Source organism: Microbacterium aerolatum (assembly GCF_007988825.1).
Classification (GTDB): Bacteria; Actinomycetota; Actinomycetes; order Actinomycetales; family Microbacteriaceae; genus Microbacterium; species Microbacterium aerolatum.
This window is the reverse complement of record NZ_BJUW01000002.1, coordinates 270,296-287,395: the sequence shown is the minus strand read 5'-3', so window position 1 is coordinate 287,395 and position 17,100 is coordinate 270,296. Positions and strand designations below refer to the sequence as shown.

Genomic DNA, 17,100 nt, shown 5'->3' with positions numbered 1-17,100 from the left:
CAGGTGCGCCGGTTAGTATGAACCCGGTGTGTCGCGCGCAGTTCAGCTGCCGAGGACGACGCGCGACGTATACCGGGGGGATTACTGACGATGAAGGCGCTGTCATGGTTGCGCGCGAAGCCGAAGACCGCCGCCTCGGTGGCAGGTGTCACGGCCGCAGTCGTCGCCATCGGCACTCTCGCCTTCGCGTATGAGGGCAACCCCACCACCAAGGTCGATCTGAACGACGGCGGCGTGTGGATCACGAAGTCGTCCGCGCTGATGGTCGGCCACTTCAACAACGAGTCCACCCTGCTCGACGGCGGACTGCGCACCACGGGTGAGAGCTTCGACATCCTGCAGGACGAGTCCACGATCCTCGTCACCGACCGCACCAACGGCACCCTCACGGCCGTCGATCCCGCTCGGGTCTCCCTGGGCGACGCCACCACGATTCCCGGCTCGGCGAAGGTCGCACTCGGCGCACAGACCGCCGCGATCCTCGACACCGACTCCGGTGACCTCTGGGTGCTCCCCGTCAAGGCGATCTCCGGCTTCGAGCTGCAGGGAGCAGACCCGCTCGTCGAGCTCGGCAAGAACTCCGATGTCACGGTGGGGCAGGACGGCACCGTGTACGCGGTCTCCGGCGAGGGTGCAGAGGTCGTCACGGTCCCGGTCGACAACGAGGGCGAGGCGCTCGAGCCCTCGACCGCACCGCTCGAGGGGCTCGACGCCTCCGTGGCGCCCACGATCACCGCCGTCGGCACCACACCGGTCGTCCTCTCGCCCGCCGACAGTGCGGTCATGACACCTGGCGGCTTCAGCACCGAGATCCCCGAGGCCGACAGCGCCGTTCTGCAGTACGCGTCGGCCGCGACCGACGGTGTGACCGTCGCGACGGCGTCGCAGCTGATCGATGTGCCGTTCGACGGCAGCGAGCCCGCCGTGACCAAGTCCGGCGGCAACGGCACGCCGGCCGCTCCCGTGTCGCTGCTCGGCTGCAGTTACGGAGCATGGTCAGGCTCCGGAACGTTCGTGCGCGAGTGCCCGGGTGACGGCGATGACGTCTTGGAGCAGATCCCCGGCGTAGAGCAGTCGGCGTCGCTGACCTTCCGCGTCAACCGCAACGTGATCATCCTGAACGACACCGTCGGCGGCGCCGCCTGGCTCGCCGACGAGAGCCTCCAGCAGGTCGACAACTGGAACGACCTGACCCCGCCAGAGGGCGAGACCGAGGACGAAGAGGACACCACGCAGGAGACGGTGGAGACCACCCTCCCCGTGCGCACCGACGTCAACACGCCTCCCGTGGCGGAGAACGACGACTTCGGCGTGCGCCCCGGTCAGACGACGGCGCTGCCCGTGCTCGACAACGACAACGACCCGGACGGCGACGTGCTGGTCGCCTCGCTCGCCGAGCAGCAGCCCTCGGTCGGGTCCGTGCAGCCGATCTACGACGGCGGTTCGCTGCAGATCGCTGTCGAGGAGGATGCTTCGGGCGCGGCATCCTTCACCTACGAGGTGAACGACGGCCGTGGCGGAACCGACACCGCGAACGTCAGCCTCTCGGTGAAGGACTGGGACACCAACACCGCCCCGAAGCCGAAGCGCACCACGACCCTGGCGATCGAGACCGGCGGCACCGTCTCTTACAACGTGCTGCCCGACTGGATCGATCCAGAGGGCGACGACATCTACCTCAGCGACGTCGTCGCGGCCCCCGGCGACGAGGTCGAGTTCACCACCGACGGACAGATCACCTACCGCGCCACCGCGAGCCTGCAGGGCCGCAAGGAAGTCCAGGTGATGGTCGCCGACGCGCTCGGCGAGGTCGCAACCGGCACTCTCGTGCTCGACGTCCGCCCGTCGGGATCGACCCTGCCGAAGACGAACGCCGACCACGTGATGACGCGCGTCGGCGAGCAGGTCACCGTCTCGCCGCTCGCCAACGACTCCAGCTCCGGCCGCGAGCCGCTGCGACTGACCCGCGTCAACGGAGACGAGACGCCCGGCGCGACCATCGTCCCCGACTACCCCAACAAGACCTTCACGTTCAGCGCGCCGTCCCCAGGCGTCTACTACGTGCTCTACGAGGTCGCCGCAGGACCGAACGGCGTCCCCGGGATCGTACGAATCGACGTCGCCGACGCCGCGGAGCAGGACCTTCCGCCGGTAGCGGTGCGTGACGTGGCGCTGCTGCCCACCGGCGGCGAAGTGCTGCTGGGCGTGCTCAACAACGACACCGACCCGTCCGGCGGAATCCTCGTCATCCAGTCGGTCAGCGTCGAACCTGGCAGCGGCATCTCGGTGTCAGTGCTGAACCACGAGTCGCTCCGCATCGGCGATCAGGGCGCGCTCGATGAACAGGTGCGCATCACGTATCGGATCTCGAACGGCTCGAAGACCGCCGAGGGCGAAGTGGTGGTCATCCCGATCCCCGCTCCCGACAAGATCCTGCCGCCGGTCGCGAGCCCTGATCAGGCCGTGGTGCGCGTCAACGACGTCGTGACCATCCCGGTGCTCGACAACGACACCAGCCCCATCGGCGATGCGCTCACCCTCGAGCCCGAGCTCATCGAGCCCTTCGTCGATCCCGAGGACGGCGAGATCTTCGTCTCGCAGGATGCCGTGCGCTTCAGGGCGGGCCCGGAGGCGAAGACGGTCTACGCGACCTACGAGGTGTCGGACACCCGCGGGAACAAGGTCGGCGGTTACATCACGATCCAGATCGTGCCGGAGCAGGACGAGAACGCAGCTCCTCGCCCGCAGGACATCACCACGCGCGTGCTCAGCGGCAACACCGCCAACATCGCCGTGCCGCTGGACGGCATCGACGCCGACGGCGACTCCGTCGAACTGCTCGGCCTCGCGTCGAACCCCGCCAAGGGACGCGTCACCGAGGTCGCCCAGAACTACTTCGTCTACGAGGCCTACGCCGATTCCTCCGGCGTCGACACCTTCGCCTACCGGGTGCGCGACCGGCTCGGCAAGGAGGGCACGGCCACGATCCGCGTCGGCATCGCGCCGGCCGAAGACGTGAACCAGGCGCCGTATGCGGTGAAGGACTCCGTGGTGGTCCGCCCAGGCCGTGAGATCGCCGTTCCCGTGATGCTGAACGACTCCGATCCCGAGGGCGACGAGATCGCACTCGTGAAGGACGGGCTCGTCCTGCCGGAGATCGACGACATGACTGCCCGGGTGTCGGGGGACCGCGTGCTCGTCGAGGCGCCGAACCGCCCGGTCGAGACGTCGCTCCAGTACACGATCAGCGACGCCCGCGGGGCAACGGCCCAGGCGGTGCTGCAGATCACCGTCGACGAGGATGTGCCGCTGCTGGCGCCGATCGCCCGCGATGACCGGGTGCTGCCCGCAGATCTGACCGACGGCGAGCTCACGAGCGATGTCGACATCCTCGCCAACGACGAGGACCCCGACGGCACGACCGAAGGGCTGGACGTCGAGGTCGGCGACGGCGGCACTCTGCTCGAGGACGGCAAGGTGCGGGTCGACATCGGCGACGAGATGCAGCTGATCCGCTACACGCTCACCGACCTCGACGGCCTCGAGACCTCCGCGTTCATCTTCGTCCCCGCCGTCAAGGACCTGCGTCCCTCGCTCACCTCCACCAAGCCGGTCGAGGTCGTCAGCGGCGAGACCAAGGAACTTCCGCTCGACGAGTACGTCACGGTCGCGGGTGGTGGCACCGTGACGATCACCGAGCACGCCAAGGTGAGCGCGTCGCACGCCGACGGTGCCGACCTGGTGAAGGACGGCGGCACGCTCGTCTACACCTCGGCGGCCGGCTACTTCGGTGAGGACGGCATCACGTTCGAGGTCACCGACGGCACGGGTCCGGACGATCCGGAGGGTCGCAAGGCGACGCTGACGATCCCGATCACGGTGCTGCCGCCCGAGAACCAGCAACCGACGTTCACACGCGGCGAAGTCAACGTCGCGCCGGGTGAGGCTGCGACCACGCTGGACCTCGCCGCACTGACGAGCGATCCCGATGCAGACGACGCCGGCAAGCACACGTACTCGCTGCGCGGCAGCGCCGACGGTGGCATCAGCGCGAACATCGATGGCAGCACCCTGTCGGTCGAGGCCGCTTCGAACGCCAAGAAGGGCACGGCGGAGACGCTGACCATCCGCGTCTCCGATGGCGAGACGGAGCCGATCGAGGGCACCGTCCTCGTCAATGTCACGGCCTCCACGCGTGCCGCGGCCACCGCGAACACCGACACCATCGCCGAGGCCAATCAGGGCGAGACGATCACGGTTCCGGTGCTCGAGAACGACTTCAACCCGTTCCCGGAAACCCCGCTGAAGCTGGTCTCCGCTTCTCTGGAGACGGGCGTCGGCACGGCGGAGCCCGAGGGCGATCAGGTCAGCGTGACCCCGGGAGCCGAGTTCGTCGGCACACTGGTCGTGCGGTACACGATCGAGGATGCCACGGAGGACCCCGACCGGCACGTCGACGGCCGCATCGTGCTGACGGTGCAGGGCGTTCCGGAGGCCCCAGGGCGGCCGCAGGTGACGAGCGTTCAGGACCGCACTGTCGTGGTGTCGTACTCGGCCCCGTCGAACAACGGCGCCGAGATCACCCATTACACGGTCTCGAGCACCTCGGGCAGCCCGTACACCAAGCAGTGCGACTCGACCACGTGCACCCTCGACGGGCTCACCAACAACGTCGAGTACACCTTCGAGGTGGTCGCGACCAACCGCGTCGGCGACTCCGAGCCGTCGGGTGCATCCGAGGTCGCCCGCCCCGATGCGCGCCCCGACACCCCGGTCGCGCCCACCCTGGTCTTCGGCGACAAGTCGCTGAAGGTCGCGTGGAAGACGCCGACGACTCCCGGATCGCCGGTCGAGTCGTTCAACCTGCAGATCTCGCCGGCGCCGCCGTCGGGCATCACGGAGAAGACCGGCGTCACCGGCAACTCCCTGACCTGGGAAGGGCTGGAGAACGGCACGTCGTACCAGGTGCGGGTGCAGGCCGTGAACAAGGCTCCCGAACCGTCCACCTGGAGCGCGTGGTCGCTCGCGGAGATCCCGGCGGGCCCGCCGGCGCAGCCGAAAGCCCCGACGACCGCGGAGCTCTCTCCGGTGGGAGACCAGGCGCAGATGCAGGTGACCTGGGAGCGGCCCAACGACAACGGCGACTCCATCGACAACTACCAGCTGCAGGTGCTCCGCGGCGGGACGACGGTTCAGACGATCCCGGTGTCCGCCGGACAGACCAGTCAGGCCGTCGTCGTCGAGACGTCCGAGGCCGGCTACACGTACATCGTGCGCGCCGAGAACAAGGCAGGTTGGGGTCAGTGGAGCCCGGCGTCCGCAGAACGACGCGGTGCGATCCGGCCGGATGCTCCGGCGACGCCGAAGATCGAAGCACACGACCGGTCGATCACGATCACGTCGTCGTACGAGCTGTCGGCGGACAAGCGCAATGGCGCGAAGTCGTCTGAGATCACGTACCAGTACCGGCTCAACAACGGCGGCAGCTGGCACAACCTGACGAACACGACCATCGGCGGTCTGAACAACGGCGACAACTATTCGCTCCAGATCCGGGCTCTGTCGAACACCGGTACGGGCAGTTACACCGGTGCGGAATCGTCGTCATCGAACACGGTGAAGCCCTACGGACTTCCGCCCAAGCCCAGCGCCACCGCCAAGAACAACGGCGCGAACATCACCCTGAGCTGGAGCAACAACGGCAACAACGGTGCCGCGATCGACGACACCCAGATCCGCATCCGCAACCAGAACGGTAACTGGGGCGCGTGGGACAGCGTCAACAACAGTGGCAGCCGCACAGTCGGCGGTCAGTACTCCCAGAACTGGGCGATCGAGGTGCGGGTGCACAACAAGGCCGGCTGGTCGGCCTCCGACTCCGCCTCGGCGACCACGGATCCCAAGCCCGATCCGCGCGCCTGGATCACGCGTGGCTCGTCCGCGAAGGGACAGCCCAACTGCAGTTCAAACTATTGCGCTTACATCATCGTGAACACGAAGGACTTCGACGCTGGCACCTACCGGGTGAAGATGGCGTCCGATGGTCACGGAACGACATACGAGTACACCGTGAAGCTGCCGGCCAACGGCGAAGTTCAGTTGGGCGGTTCGTACTTCGGTTATCCCGTCCAGGTGTGGCCAGTCATCAATGACAAGGCTTACGAGAAACGCGCCTGGTAGCCGAGCGCAGCGAACGCAGAACGAGACAGAGAGAACGAATCTGACATGAGCATGACCCCCGAGCAGGCGGCCTGGTTCCAGGGCACCTTCACCCGTCTCGTCGAGAACGTCGACAAGGCCGTGCAGGGCAAGCACGACGTGATCAGCCTGGTGCTGGCATCCATGCTGGCTGAGGGCCACGTGCTCCTCGAGGACGCCCCCGGCACCGGCAAGACCAGCCTCGCGAAGGCGCTCGCCGCGACCGTGCAGGGCACGAGCTCCCGCATCCAGTTCACGCCCGATCTGCTGCCCTCCGACGTCACCGGCGTCACGATCTACGACCAGCAGAACCACAAGTTCGAGTTCCACAAGGGACCGATCTTCGCGTCCATCGTGCTGGCCGATGAGATCAACCGCGCCTCGCCCAAGACGCAGTCGGCGCTGCTCGAGGTGATGGAGGAGTCCAGGGTCACGATCGACGGCGTCACGCACGAGGCCGGCCGGCCTTTTCTCGTGATCGCGACGCAGAACCCGGTCGAGCAGGCGGGCACCTACAAGCTGCCAGAGGCGCAGCTGGACCGTTTCCTCATCAAGACATCGATCGGCTACCCCGACCTCGCGGTGACCGAGAGCATCCTGGCCGGGGCCTCCGACCGCAACCCGTCCTCGCACCTGTCGGCGATCATCACGACCGGCGCCGTCGCCGACATGGCCGATCTCGCCGCCAGCGTGCACGTCGAGCCCGCCGTGCTGCGCTACGTCGCCGAGCTCGCCGAGGCCACGCGCGAGGACGGCGGAGTGCGACTCGGCGTCTCGGTGCGCGGCGCGATCGCCATGATCCGCCTCGCCAAGGTGTGGGCGGCCTCCCGTGGACGCCACTACGTCCTCCCCGACGACATCAAGGCGCTGATCGCGCCGGCATGGCAGCACCGTCTGCTGCTCGACGCCGAGGCGGAGTTCGCCGGCACGACGGCCGACGTCGTGCTCGCCCGCGTGCTCGATCGCATCGCAGCACCCCAGGCGCGAACGGCGGCTTGATGACCGCAGAGACGCTGCCCGCCGCGACCGAGACCGCACGCGACGCCGGCTGGCGTGACATCGCGGCGCTCATCGGCGCGCGCATCGCAGATCGTCTGCGGAAGATCGCGAGCGTCGTCCGTCCTCTCGCCTGGGTGCTGACGGCGCTGGCGATCGTGTTCTGGATCGCAGGGCTGAGCCTGGGCTGGAAGGAGCTGACCGTCACCGCCGTCATCGTGACGATCACGCTGGTGCTGTGCGCACTGTTCCTCATCGGCCGCACCGAGTACGACGTCGCCCTCGACCTCGCCCGCACCCGGGTCGTCGTGGGTGAGCGCGCGGTCGGCGCGCTGACCCTCGCGAACCCCGGTGGCCGCGCCATCCTGCCGTCCCGGGTGGTGCTGCCGGTCGGCAGCGGCCGCGGCGAGTTCGGCATCCAGCGCCTCGCCCCCGGTGAGAAGGCCGAGGAGCTGTTCGCGATCCCCACCCAGCGCCGCGGCGTGGTCAAGGTCGGCCCCGTGAGCGTGGTCCGCGGCGACCCGCTCGGCCTGTTCGAGCGCGCGCACCGCCGCGACGACCCGGTGGATCTGTTCGTCCACCCTAAGACCGTCCTGTTCGACGGCCAGTCGCTCGGCTTCCTGCGCGACCTCGAGGGCCTCCCCGCCGCCGACCTCTCGCGTGACGACGTGTCGTTCCACGCGCTGAACGAGTACCAGCCCGGCGACGATCTCCGGCACGTGCACTGGCGCTCCACCGCGCGCACCGGCGTCATGATGGTTCGCCAGTACGAGGAGACCCGCCGTTCGCACTTCGTCATCGGCCTCTCGCGCTCCAGCGGCGACTACGCCAGGGCACAGGACTTCGAGCTCGGCATCTCGGTCGCCGGCTCCATCGGCCTGCGCGCGCTCCGCGATTCGCAGCGCGTCGACGTGCGCGTGCAGGGGCGCGAACTGCGCGCCGGCACCGGCAAGCAGCTGCTCGACTCGCTCGCAGCGGTCGAGGAGAGCAAGCCCCGCGAGGGCGGCATCTCCGACCTCAGCGGCGTGATCGCCGCCACCATGCCCCTCGCCAGCGTCGTCGTGCTGGTGTGCGGAGCGAAGGTGTCAGGCGAAGACCTCCGCCTCGCCTGCTCGCGCCTGCCGTTCGGCGCCCGCGTGATCGCGATCGTCGCGGACACCACCGTCGAGGTGCCGGCACTCCGGCGCATCGGAGACGCCGATGTGGTCAGCGTCGGCGCCCTCGGGCAGATCCCGCTCGCCCTGCAGAAGGTCCTCGCATGAGCGCCCCCGCCGCAGCCCATGCTCCCGCCGCAGCCCCCGCCGAGACCGCAGCGATCCCCATGCGCCGCTGGATCCTCGACATCGCCGCGACAGCTCTCCTTCTCGGAGTGGCCGCAGCCGGCTTCTGGCCGAGCTTCGCGGGCCCCGGCTACCTGGGAGCCGCCATCGGCGGCTCCGTCCTCGGCATCGGCATCGCCGTCGTCGCCGCATGGCGCCGCTGGGGAATCCTCATCATCGCCGGTCTCACCGTGCTGGCGTACTTCGTGTTCGGCGGCGCGCTGGCTCTGCCGCACACCGCGATCATCGGCGTCATTCCGTCGCTCGAGACCCTGCAGCAGCTCGCGATCGGCGTCGTCACGTCGTGGAAGCAGATGCTCACCACGGTCGCACCGGTCTCCGGCGCGGACGGGCACCTGATCGTGCCGTTCCTGCTCCTGCTGGTCGCCGCGGTGGTCACGGCATCCCTCGCTCTTCGCCTGACCCAGCCCGCCTGGGCGCTGATCCCCGCCGGTGCGCTGCTCGCGGCGGTCATCGCCCTCGGCACGCCGGAGCCGGCGGTCCCTATTGTCCAGGGCGCGCTGTTCGCGGTCGTCAGCATCGCCTGGCTCGCGGTGCGGCAGATCTGGATGCCGCAGAACGCAGCCGTCTCGGTCAGCGAGGTCGATCCGGCCCGCGCGAACCAGATGCGGATCCGCCGGCTGATATCGGGCGCCGTCGTGCTCGCCGTCGCCGTCGGCGCGGGAGCAGCGACCAGCGCGTTCACCGCGCCCACCGAGGTCCGGCACGTGCTGCGCGACACGATCATCCCGCCGTTCGACGTGCGCGACTATCCGAGTGCGCTGCAGTCGTTCCGCGGTCACGTGCGCGATGACGCCGAGAACACGCTGTTCACGGTCCGGGGCCTGCCCGAGGGTGCGCGCATCCGTCTCGCGGCGATGGACGAGTTCGACGGCCAGGTGATCAACGTCACCGACGGCGGGCCCGGCTCATCCAGCGCGTTCACGCCCATCCGCTCCAACATGTCGCCCGACGCCGAGGGCCTGCCGGTGAGCCTGCAGATCGACATCGACAAGTACAGCGGTGTCTGGGTGCCGCAGGCCGGCCTCGTCTCGGAGCTCCGCTTCGCCGGCGACGACGACGATGCGCTGCGTCGCAGCACCTACTACAGCACCGGGTCCGGTACGGCCGTGGCGACTCAGGGGCTGCGGAAGGGCGACAGCTACACGGTGCAGACGACGGTGCCGGCCGAGCACTCCGACGAGCAGCTCGCCGACGCCGAGTTCGGCAGCGTGCGGCTGCCGAAGCACGAGAACGTTCCCGAGGATCTCTCGACGCTCGCCGGCGAGATCATCTCCGAGGCCGAGACGCCGGTCGAGCAGGTTCAGGCGCTGGTGACGTATCTCTCCGAGGAGGGCTTCTTCAGCCACGGGCTGGAGGGCGAGGTCATCTCGCGCGCCGGGCACACCTCGGAGCGCATCACGACTCTCATCAGCGGTGACCAGATGATCGGCGACGACGAGCAGTACGCGGTCGCCATGGCGCTGCTGGCCGGTGAGCTCGGCATCCCGGCGCGGGTCGTGATGGGGTTCTACCCCGAGGAGAAGGATGCCGGCGCCGCCGCGTTCTCGGCCAACGGCGAGAATCTGCACGCCTGGGTCGAGGTCGACTTCGACGGCTTCGGCTGGGTGCCGTTCGACCCGACCCCGCCGGAGGATCAGGTCCCGAACGATCAGAACACCAAGCCCCGCGCCGACCCGAAGCCGCAGGTGCTGCAGCCGCCGCCCCCGCCTCAGGAACCGGTCGACCTACCGCCGACGCTGCCGGATGACCGCGAGTCCGAGGACGAGTCGCTGAACATCGCCGGCATCATCGCCGCGATCCTCGCGATCGGCGGCATCTCGCTCGGCATCATCGCCCTGCTCGCCTCGCCGTTCATCATCATCGGCGCCTGGAAGGCCTCCCGCCGACGTGCACGGCGCACGGCCGACCGCACGGCCGACCGCATCGCCGGCGGGTGGGACGAGCTCACCGACCGCGCCGTCGACTACGGAGCGCGCATCACGCCGGGCGCCACTCGCGGGGAAGAAGCGGTTCTGGTCGCCGATTCCCTCGCCGTCCCGACGGTGACGACCCTGGCCGATCGCGCGGACGCCGACGTGTTCGGCCCGAACGACCCGAGCCCGGAGGACGTCGAGACGTTCTGGAAGGAGGTCGACGACATCGTCGTCGGCCTCGGCAGCGAGGCCGGCTTCTGGAAGCGGATCAAGGCGCGACTGAGCCTGCGTTCCGTGCTGGGCGGATCGGCTCTGTCGAGCGGGTTCCAGAGCCTGAGGGATGCCGCGACCGCGCGCGTTCGGCGAGAACCTGGCACCATCAAGAACAGCACGAACGAAGCACCCGAGAGCGAGACACCATGACGCACACGTCGTTCGGCACCGTCGCCCCGACATCACGGCGTGCCGTGGCATACATCATCGATGCCGCGATCGCGGCCGGAATCGGCATCGTCCTGACGACCCTGCTCGTCGTCTTCGCGGTCATGGCAGGGCCCGACGGGATGCTCGCCGTCCTCGGCGCCGGTGCCATCGTCGTGTGGCTGCTGATGGTCGGCTGGTTCGTGGTCTACACGATCATGCAGTCCGGCAACGGGTCGATCGGGATGCGGGCGCAGCGCCTGCGCCTCGTGAGCGAGGCCGACGGCGCCCCGCTCGGCTTCGGCCGCACGCTGTTGCGGAACATCATCTTCGGACTCGCGGCATCCATCGTCGTCGGGTATTTCACGCCGCTGTTCGACGGTTCGGGTCGTTTTCAGGGATGGCACGACAAGGTCGCGCGGTCGCTGATGATGGATGCCGGGATCAGGCCCGCGACGGTCGGCACGCTTCCCGAGCAGGACGTCCGCGTGCCGCCGCGCCCGCCGCTGCCGAACTCAGCACCGAACTCGGCACCGCCGATTCCCGGACTCGCGACGCCGATGGCAGCACCGCAGGCTCCCGCGTATCCGACTCTTCCCGCGCCCGCTGCGCCTGCGCTGGATGAGACCGTGCGCGCCCCCGAGGCCCCGCGTCCGGCACCGGCTGAGCCGGTCACACAGCCCGGCACCCCCGCAGCGGACGGCGATTCGCTCATCGCGTTCGTCCCCGGCATCACTCAGGACGGACCGCCCGCGCGGGAGACTCCCGCGCCCGAACCGGTAGTACCCGCTCCGGCATCCCCGGCGGCACCCGCCGCCCCGGCGCCCGCCCCGGCGCCGGCCCCGGCAACGGACCAGGGTGAGTCCCCGGACATCGAGGACACCCGCATCAGCATCCCCGGCCACCGTCTGGTGTTCACCTGGGACGACGGCACCAGGGTGACGGTGTCGCGACGCACGCTGTTCGGGCGCAACCCGTCGCCTGAGGGCGGCGCGGTGGTCGTCCCCGTCCGCGACGAGACGCTGTCGCTGTCGAAGACGCACTTCGAGGCGGCCGCTGAGCCGTCCGGCGGCTGGATCATGGACCGGCATTCCACGAACGGCACAGTCATCATGCGCGACGGTCACCGGATCACCTGCGAGCCCGGCGAGCAGGTGCGCGTCCGTCTCGGCGACGCCATCGAGATCGGCGACCGCATCGTCACGGTCGGAGGCTACGCGTGACCGCACCACTGATCGTCTCGGCGGGATCCTCGACGCACGCGGGCCTCCGTCGCACCCTGAACGAGGACGCCCTGCTCGCCAGTGCGCCGGTCTTCGTCGTCGCAGACGGCATGGGCGGACACGAGGCAGGCGAGCGTGCCAGCGCCGCCGTCGTGGCGGAGTTCTCCCGTTACATCGGCCGGCAGAGCCTCGAGCTCGACGACGTGCTGGACGTGCTCAGCCGCTCGCGCGATGCCGTCGACGCGCTCTCCGTGTCGGCGATGGCCCGTGCGGGTACGACCCTCAGCGGACTGGTGCTCGCCGACGTCGACGGCATGGGTTACTGGCTGAGCTTCAACATCGGCGACTCCCGCACGTACCGGCTCTCAGACGGCGAGCTCGAACAGATCAGCGTGGACCACTCCGTCGTGCAGGAGCTCATCGAGTCCGGCGAACTCAGCATCGACGAGGCCGTCTCGGACCACCGCCGCAACATCATCACCAGGGCGATCGGCGCCGGAAGCACCGGCGACGCCGACTTCTGGATGTTCCCCGCAGAGCTCGGTGATCGTATGATGATCTGCTCCGACGGGCTCTCCTCGGAGGTGTCCGACGGCCGGATCCGCGACATCCTGAACACCGAGCGCGACCCGCAGCTTGCGGCCGACGCACTGGTCGCGGCCGCCGTCACCGCCGGCGGCAGGGACAACATCACAGTCGTGGTGGTGGACGCCGTCTCGGTGGCATCCCGACCAGGCGTGCAGATGCGCGCCGATGACGACATCGACGAGGACACCCGGCCGCGCGAGGCCGTCGCAGGAGGGATGGGCTGATGCAGACCACATACCGACCGGGGGACTGGAACGTCCTGGTGGCTCCCGGTGCACTGATCGCCCTGTCGCCCGATGCTCCGGCGGAGCTCGTGTCCACGCTGTGGGAGCGTCAGCAGTCCGGGGGAGATCTGGCCGCGGTCATCGACGCGCTCACGGATCACGCCGCTGGTTCGTTCGAGGCGGTGCTGCCGTTCGCTGCTGTCGTCCTCGAAGGGCCGGATGCCAGGATCGCCGTGCGCGGCGAGGTGACCGCGAGCGTCACCGGCCCCGACGGCGAGGAGAGCTTCACCGGCTCGAACGTGACCACGTGGAGCGAGCGCTTCGTCGCGGGCGCGAGCCGCATAGCCGTCACCATCGGCGATGCCGATGCTGGCGCATCGCTCCCGATCACAGGCGGCGTTGTGCGTGCCTCCGGTGCGACCGCAGAGATCGAGTCGGCGGATGTGACGGAGCCGGATTCGGCGATCGCCGCGCCCGTCGCCCAGGCTGCACCTGCTGACGACGACGCCGCGCTCGACGACGCCCTGACGGAGGACGCCTCGGTGGAGGAGTCGGCCGTCGAGGAGACCGCCGTCGAGTCGCCGATCGAGGAGCCTCCGGTGGAGGAGTCGCCGATCGAGGAGTCCGACGCGGAGGCGGAGCCCCCGACGGCGGAGATCCCCGAGACGCCCGCGCCGATCGATGACGCGGTCGACGGCGCCACGCTCACGCCCGACGAGGTGACCTACGCGACCGACGCGGACGAGTTCGACCAGCTCTTCGGAGCGACCGTCGCATCGCAGAAACCGCCGGTGCCGCCTGCTCCGCCGGTGCCGCCGGCACCGCCCGTTCCCGCCGGCGATCACGACGGCGACACCATCTCGGTGTCAGAGGCTCGTGCGCTCCGCCAGAACGCTCCGGCTGCCGATCCGGATGCCCCGACCGCCGTGCTGCCCGTGATCTCGAGCGCATCCGGACGGATCAGGGTCTCCACCGGCCAGGTCGTCACTCTCGACCGCACGGTCATCATCGGACGGAAGCCGCGATCCACGCGCGCGAGCGGCGCCGACCTGCCCCACCTCGTCGCGGTGGACAGCCCGCAGCAGGACATCTCCCGCAGCCACCTCGAGATCCGTCCTGAGGGCGACACCGTCGTGGTCGTCGACCTGCACACCACCAACGGCTCCACTCTGCTGCGCCCAGGCGCCGACCCGCTGCGCCTGCACCCCGGCGAGCAGACCCTCGTTCTCTCGGATGATGTCGTGGATCTCGGCGATGGCGTGACCGTCACCTTCGAGGATCTTCCGTGAGCAGGCCGCCCTCCCCGCCCCCCGAACTTCCCGGCTTCACCTTCGTCGAACCGCTGGGCACCGGCGGCTTCGCCGACGTCTTCCTGTACGAACAGCAGATGCCCAAGCGCCGCGTCGCGGTGAAGGTCCTGCTCGCCGACCGCATCTCGAGCGGTGCGGCACAGGAGTTCGCCGATGAGGCGAACGTGATGGCGATGCTGTCGACGCATCCGGCGATCGTGACGATCTATCAGGCCGGTGTCGCCGGCGACGGACGCCCGTACCTGGTGATGGAGTACTGCCCGCGGCCGAACCTGCAGATCCGCGCGCGCAAGGAGCCCTTCTCGGTCGCCGAGGCGCTGCGGGTCGGCATCCAGGTCGCTGGTGCCGTCGAGACCGCCCACCGCGCGGGCGTGCTGCACCGCGACATCAAGCCGGCGAACATCCTCGTCACCGAATACAACCGGCCCGCGCTGACCGACTTCGGCATCGCGTCGACGACGGGTGCGGTGTCCGAGGCGACCGGGATGTCGATCCCGTGGTCGCCGCCGGAGTTCTTCGCCGACCCGCCGCAGAGCGGGCAGCGCTCCGACGTCTTCGCCCTCGGAGCGACGCTGTACACGCTGCTGGCTGGTCGCTCTCCGTTCGAGCGTCCCGGCGAGCGCAACACCAGCGCCGACCTGATCGAGCGCATCGAGCGCGCCTCGTTGCCTTCGCTGTCCCGGCCGGACTCCCCCGGCAGCCTCCAGCAGGTGCTGGAGCGCGCGATGGCGAAGAATCCTGAGGCCAGATACCCCAGCGCCGTCGCGTTCGCGCGAGCGCTGCAGAAGGTGCAGATCGAACTGACCCATTCGGTCACGCCGATCGACATCGTCGACGATCATCCGCTTCCGGAAGACCTCGAGGACGACGACGAAGGGCTGACGCGCGTTCGCAACGTCGTCAGCATCGAACCGGATGCCGGGAACACCCGCCCGTCGGCGACGACAAGGCAGCTGGGAACCCCGCAGCCCGCCCCGTCCGTCGACGTTCCGGGTCCGCGCTTCGAGGCGGCGGCATCCCCTGCCGTCGAGGACACGGTCGTGCGCCCGAGCACTCCGGCAGCGGCATCCGCACCGGTCGACGATGATCGCACCGTCGTGCGCGGACCGCGCACGCTGTCGCCCGAGGCACCCCCGGCGCCGACCGCTCCCGGCGTGCCCGCAGTCGAGCCCGTCACGGCCGATGCGAAGCGCAGGCCCCGCGCCGGCATGTGGATCGGCATCGCGGCCGCCGCCGTCGTGCTCGTCGGCGGTGTGATCGTGGGAGTCAACCTGCTGAACGGCACGGGCGAGCCCGACCCGGTCGCCACGCAGGACGAGGTCGTCCCGCAGAACCCCGTGTCGGAAGCCGTGCCGACGGTCGACGAACTCGCCGGCACGCGCGAGGGAACCGCGATCACGTTCAACTGGACGAACCCGTCGCCTGAAGACGGCGACCTGTACCTCTGGAACACCGTGGATCTCGCGGGCGACGGGGGTACGGAGACCACGAAGCAGACGACGGTGACGTTCCAGGGCGCGGCATCCGGCCAGGTGTGCATCGACGTGATGCTGCGCCGCGGCGACGGGCGCGCCTCGGAGCCGGTGCGGGGGTGCGTGGAGTGACAGCCCAGGGTGACGACCGCCGGCAGATGCCCGTCGGAGCGATCTGGGAGATCGACGAGAAGAAGCAGGTCGTCGAGGGGCTCGATGCCGAGGGCCGGGCCGATCCTGCGTACGCGGCAGCGCTGGGGCTGCTGAACGCACCCTTCGGGCGTCGCGCGCTCGCCCTCGTCTGCGACGTGGCGTTCTGGATGCTGCTGCAGCTGCCGCTCTGGCTGGGCGCGGTGCCGCTGCTGCTCAAGTTGGCCACGGGATCCATCTCCTCGTACGGATTCGTCAACCATCCAAGTTTCGTGCTCGCCATCGTGATGGCGGGCGTCACGACGCTGCTCTCGCTGGTGTTCTGCATCGTGCAGCTGGTCATGCACGGCAGGAAGGGCATGACGATCGGCAAGGCCATCACGGGTCTGCGGAGCGTCAACGTCCGGACACTGGAGAAGCCGGGCGTCGGTGCCGTACTGCTGCGCTTCCTCATCGTGTACGTGTCGAACATCGTGCCGGTGCTGGGCCCGGCACTTTTCCTGGCCTCGCCGACGTTCGACCCGGACCGGCGCGGACGCGGCCTGCACGACAAGGCGGCGAGCGTCTGGCTCGTGGATGTGCGCCGCGGACTGCAGCCGTACGACGAGAAGCGCATGCGCGTCGCGCGCAAGATGGTGAAGGCCGAACCGACGCAGGAGCGCGAGACGCTCCCGTCGCTCGCGACGCCCCTGGACCCTGCGGCGCAACCGCAGTACCGGCCGGGGAACCGCGGCAGCGCCGGTGTGCTCGGCATCGCGCGCCCGTACGAGGCGCACGAGCGTCCGGTGAGCGGCTCGCCCCTTGCGACAGCGCCGGCCGCGGAGGCGCAACCCGTGGCACCGCAACCTGTCGAGCCCGTCGCGCCGCAGTCGGTCGCGCCGCAACCCGTCGCCCCGCAGCGGGCTGAGCCCGTCGCGCGCTTCGGCCTTCGACTCGACACCGGGGAGAGCATCCCGGTCACAGAGCCGGTCCTCCTGGGGCGGAATCCTGATGCCGCGGTTCACCCCGGTGCACGGGCGGTAGCACTGACCGATGACAGCAAGTCGCTCTCGAAGACGCACCTGCTGGTGCGGCCGGTCGAGGGCGGCCTCGAGATCCTCGACTGCCAGTCCACGAACGGGTCCGGACTGATCCGCGCTGGCGTGGAGCACGAGGTCGCCGCCGGCGCGCCGGTCGCGACCACCGACGGCGACACGATCCGGATCGGCGACCGCACCGCGGCCGTGGTCCGGCTGTGACCCGGAGCGGGACGATGACGATGAC

9 protein-coding genes are annotated in these 17,100 nt (G+C 69.5%); all 9 read left to right on the top strand.

Annotated features, from left to right (window positions below):
• The first annotated feature begins 90 nt into the window (after positions 1-90).
• Genes MAE01_RS03525 through MAE01_RS03485 form a run of 9 tightly spaced genes read left to right on the top strand, consistent with a single transcriptional unit; the run spans position 91 to position 17,075 of the window.
• On the top strand, positions 91-6,180 hold the full coding sequence (locus tag MAE01_RS03525) for an Ig-like domain-containing protein (RefSeq protein WP_147038156.1): 6,090 nt from the start codon (positions 91-93) through the stop codon (positions 6,178-6,180).
• Positions 6,181-6,225: 45 nt separating this feature from the next.
• Positions 6,226-7,197: an AAA family ATPase gene (locus tag MAE01_RS03520; RefSeq protein WP_147038155.1), complete on the top strand. Its 972-nt coding sequence runs from the start codon at positions 6,226-6,228 to the stop codon at positions 7,195-7,197.
• Positions 7,197-8,456: a DUF58 domain-containing protein gene (locus tag MAE01_RS03515; RefSeq protein WP_147038154.1), complete on the top strand. Its 1,260-nt coding sequence runs from the start codon at positions 7,197-7,199 to the stop codon at positions 8,454-8,456. The genes MAE01_RS03520 and MAE01_RS03515 overlap by 1 nt, the downstream gene beginning before the upstream one ends.
• Positions 8,453-10,873, top strand: a complete 2,421-nt coding sequence (locus MAE01_RS03510) for a transglutaminase TgpA family protein (protein WP_186806101.1) — start codon at positions 8,453-8,455, stop codon at positions 10,871-10,873. The genes MAE01_RS03515 and MAE01_RS03510 overlap by 4 nt, the downstream gene beginning before the upstream one ends.
• Positions 10,870-12,093: an RDD family protein gene (locus MAE01_RS03505; protein WP_147038153.1), complete on the top strand. Its 1,224-nt coding sequence runs from the start codon at positions 10,870-10,872 to the stop codon at positions 12,091-12,093. Before MAE01_RS03510 ends, MAE01_RS03505 begins: the two co-directional genes overlap by 4 nt.
• Positions 12,090-12,905: a PP2C family protein-serine/threonine phosphatase gene (locus tag MAE01_RS03500; protein ID WP_147038152.1), complete on the top strand. Its 816-nt coding sequence runs from the start codon at positions 12,090-12,092 to the stop codon at positions 12,903-12,905. Before MAE01_RS03505 ends, MAE01_RS03500 begins: the two co-directional genes overlap by 4 nt.
• Complete coding sequence (locus MAE01_RS03495; RefSeq protein WP_147038151.1) at positions 12,905-14,194, top strand: FHA domain-containing protein; 1,290 nt, start codon at positions 12,905-12,907, stop codon at positions 14,192-14,194. Before MAE01_RS03500 ends, MAE01_RS03495 begins: the two co-directional genes overlap by 1 nt.
• The gene (locus MAE01_RS03490; RefSeq protein WP_147038150.1) at positions 14,191-15,819 is read left to right on the top strand and encodes a serine/threonine-protein kinase; all 1,629 of its coding nucleotides are present in this window, start codon (positions 14,191-14,193) and stop codon (positions 15,817-15,819) included. Before MAE01_RS03495 ends, MAE01_RS03490 begins: the two co-directional genes overlap by 4 nt.
• Positions 15,816-17,075 carry an RDD family protein gene (locus MAE01_RS03485; RefSeq protein ID WP_147038149.1) on the top strand — a complete coding sequence of 420 codons (1,260 nt, stop codon included), beginning with the start codon at positions 15,816-15,818 and terminating at the stop codon, positions 17,073-17,075. Before MAE01_RS03490 ends, MAE01_RS03485 begins: the two co-directional genes overlap by 4 nt.
• Positions 17,076-17,100: the final 25 nt, after the last annotated feature.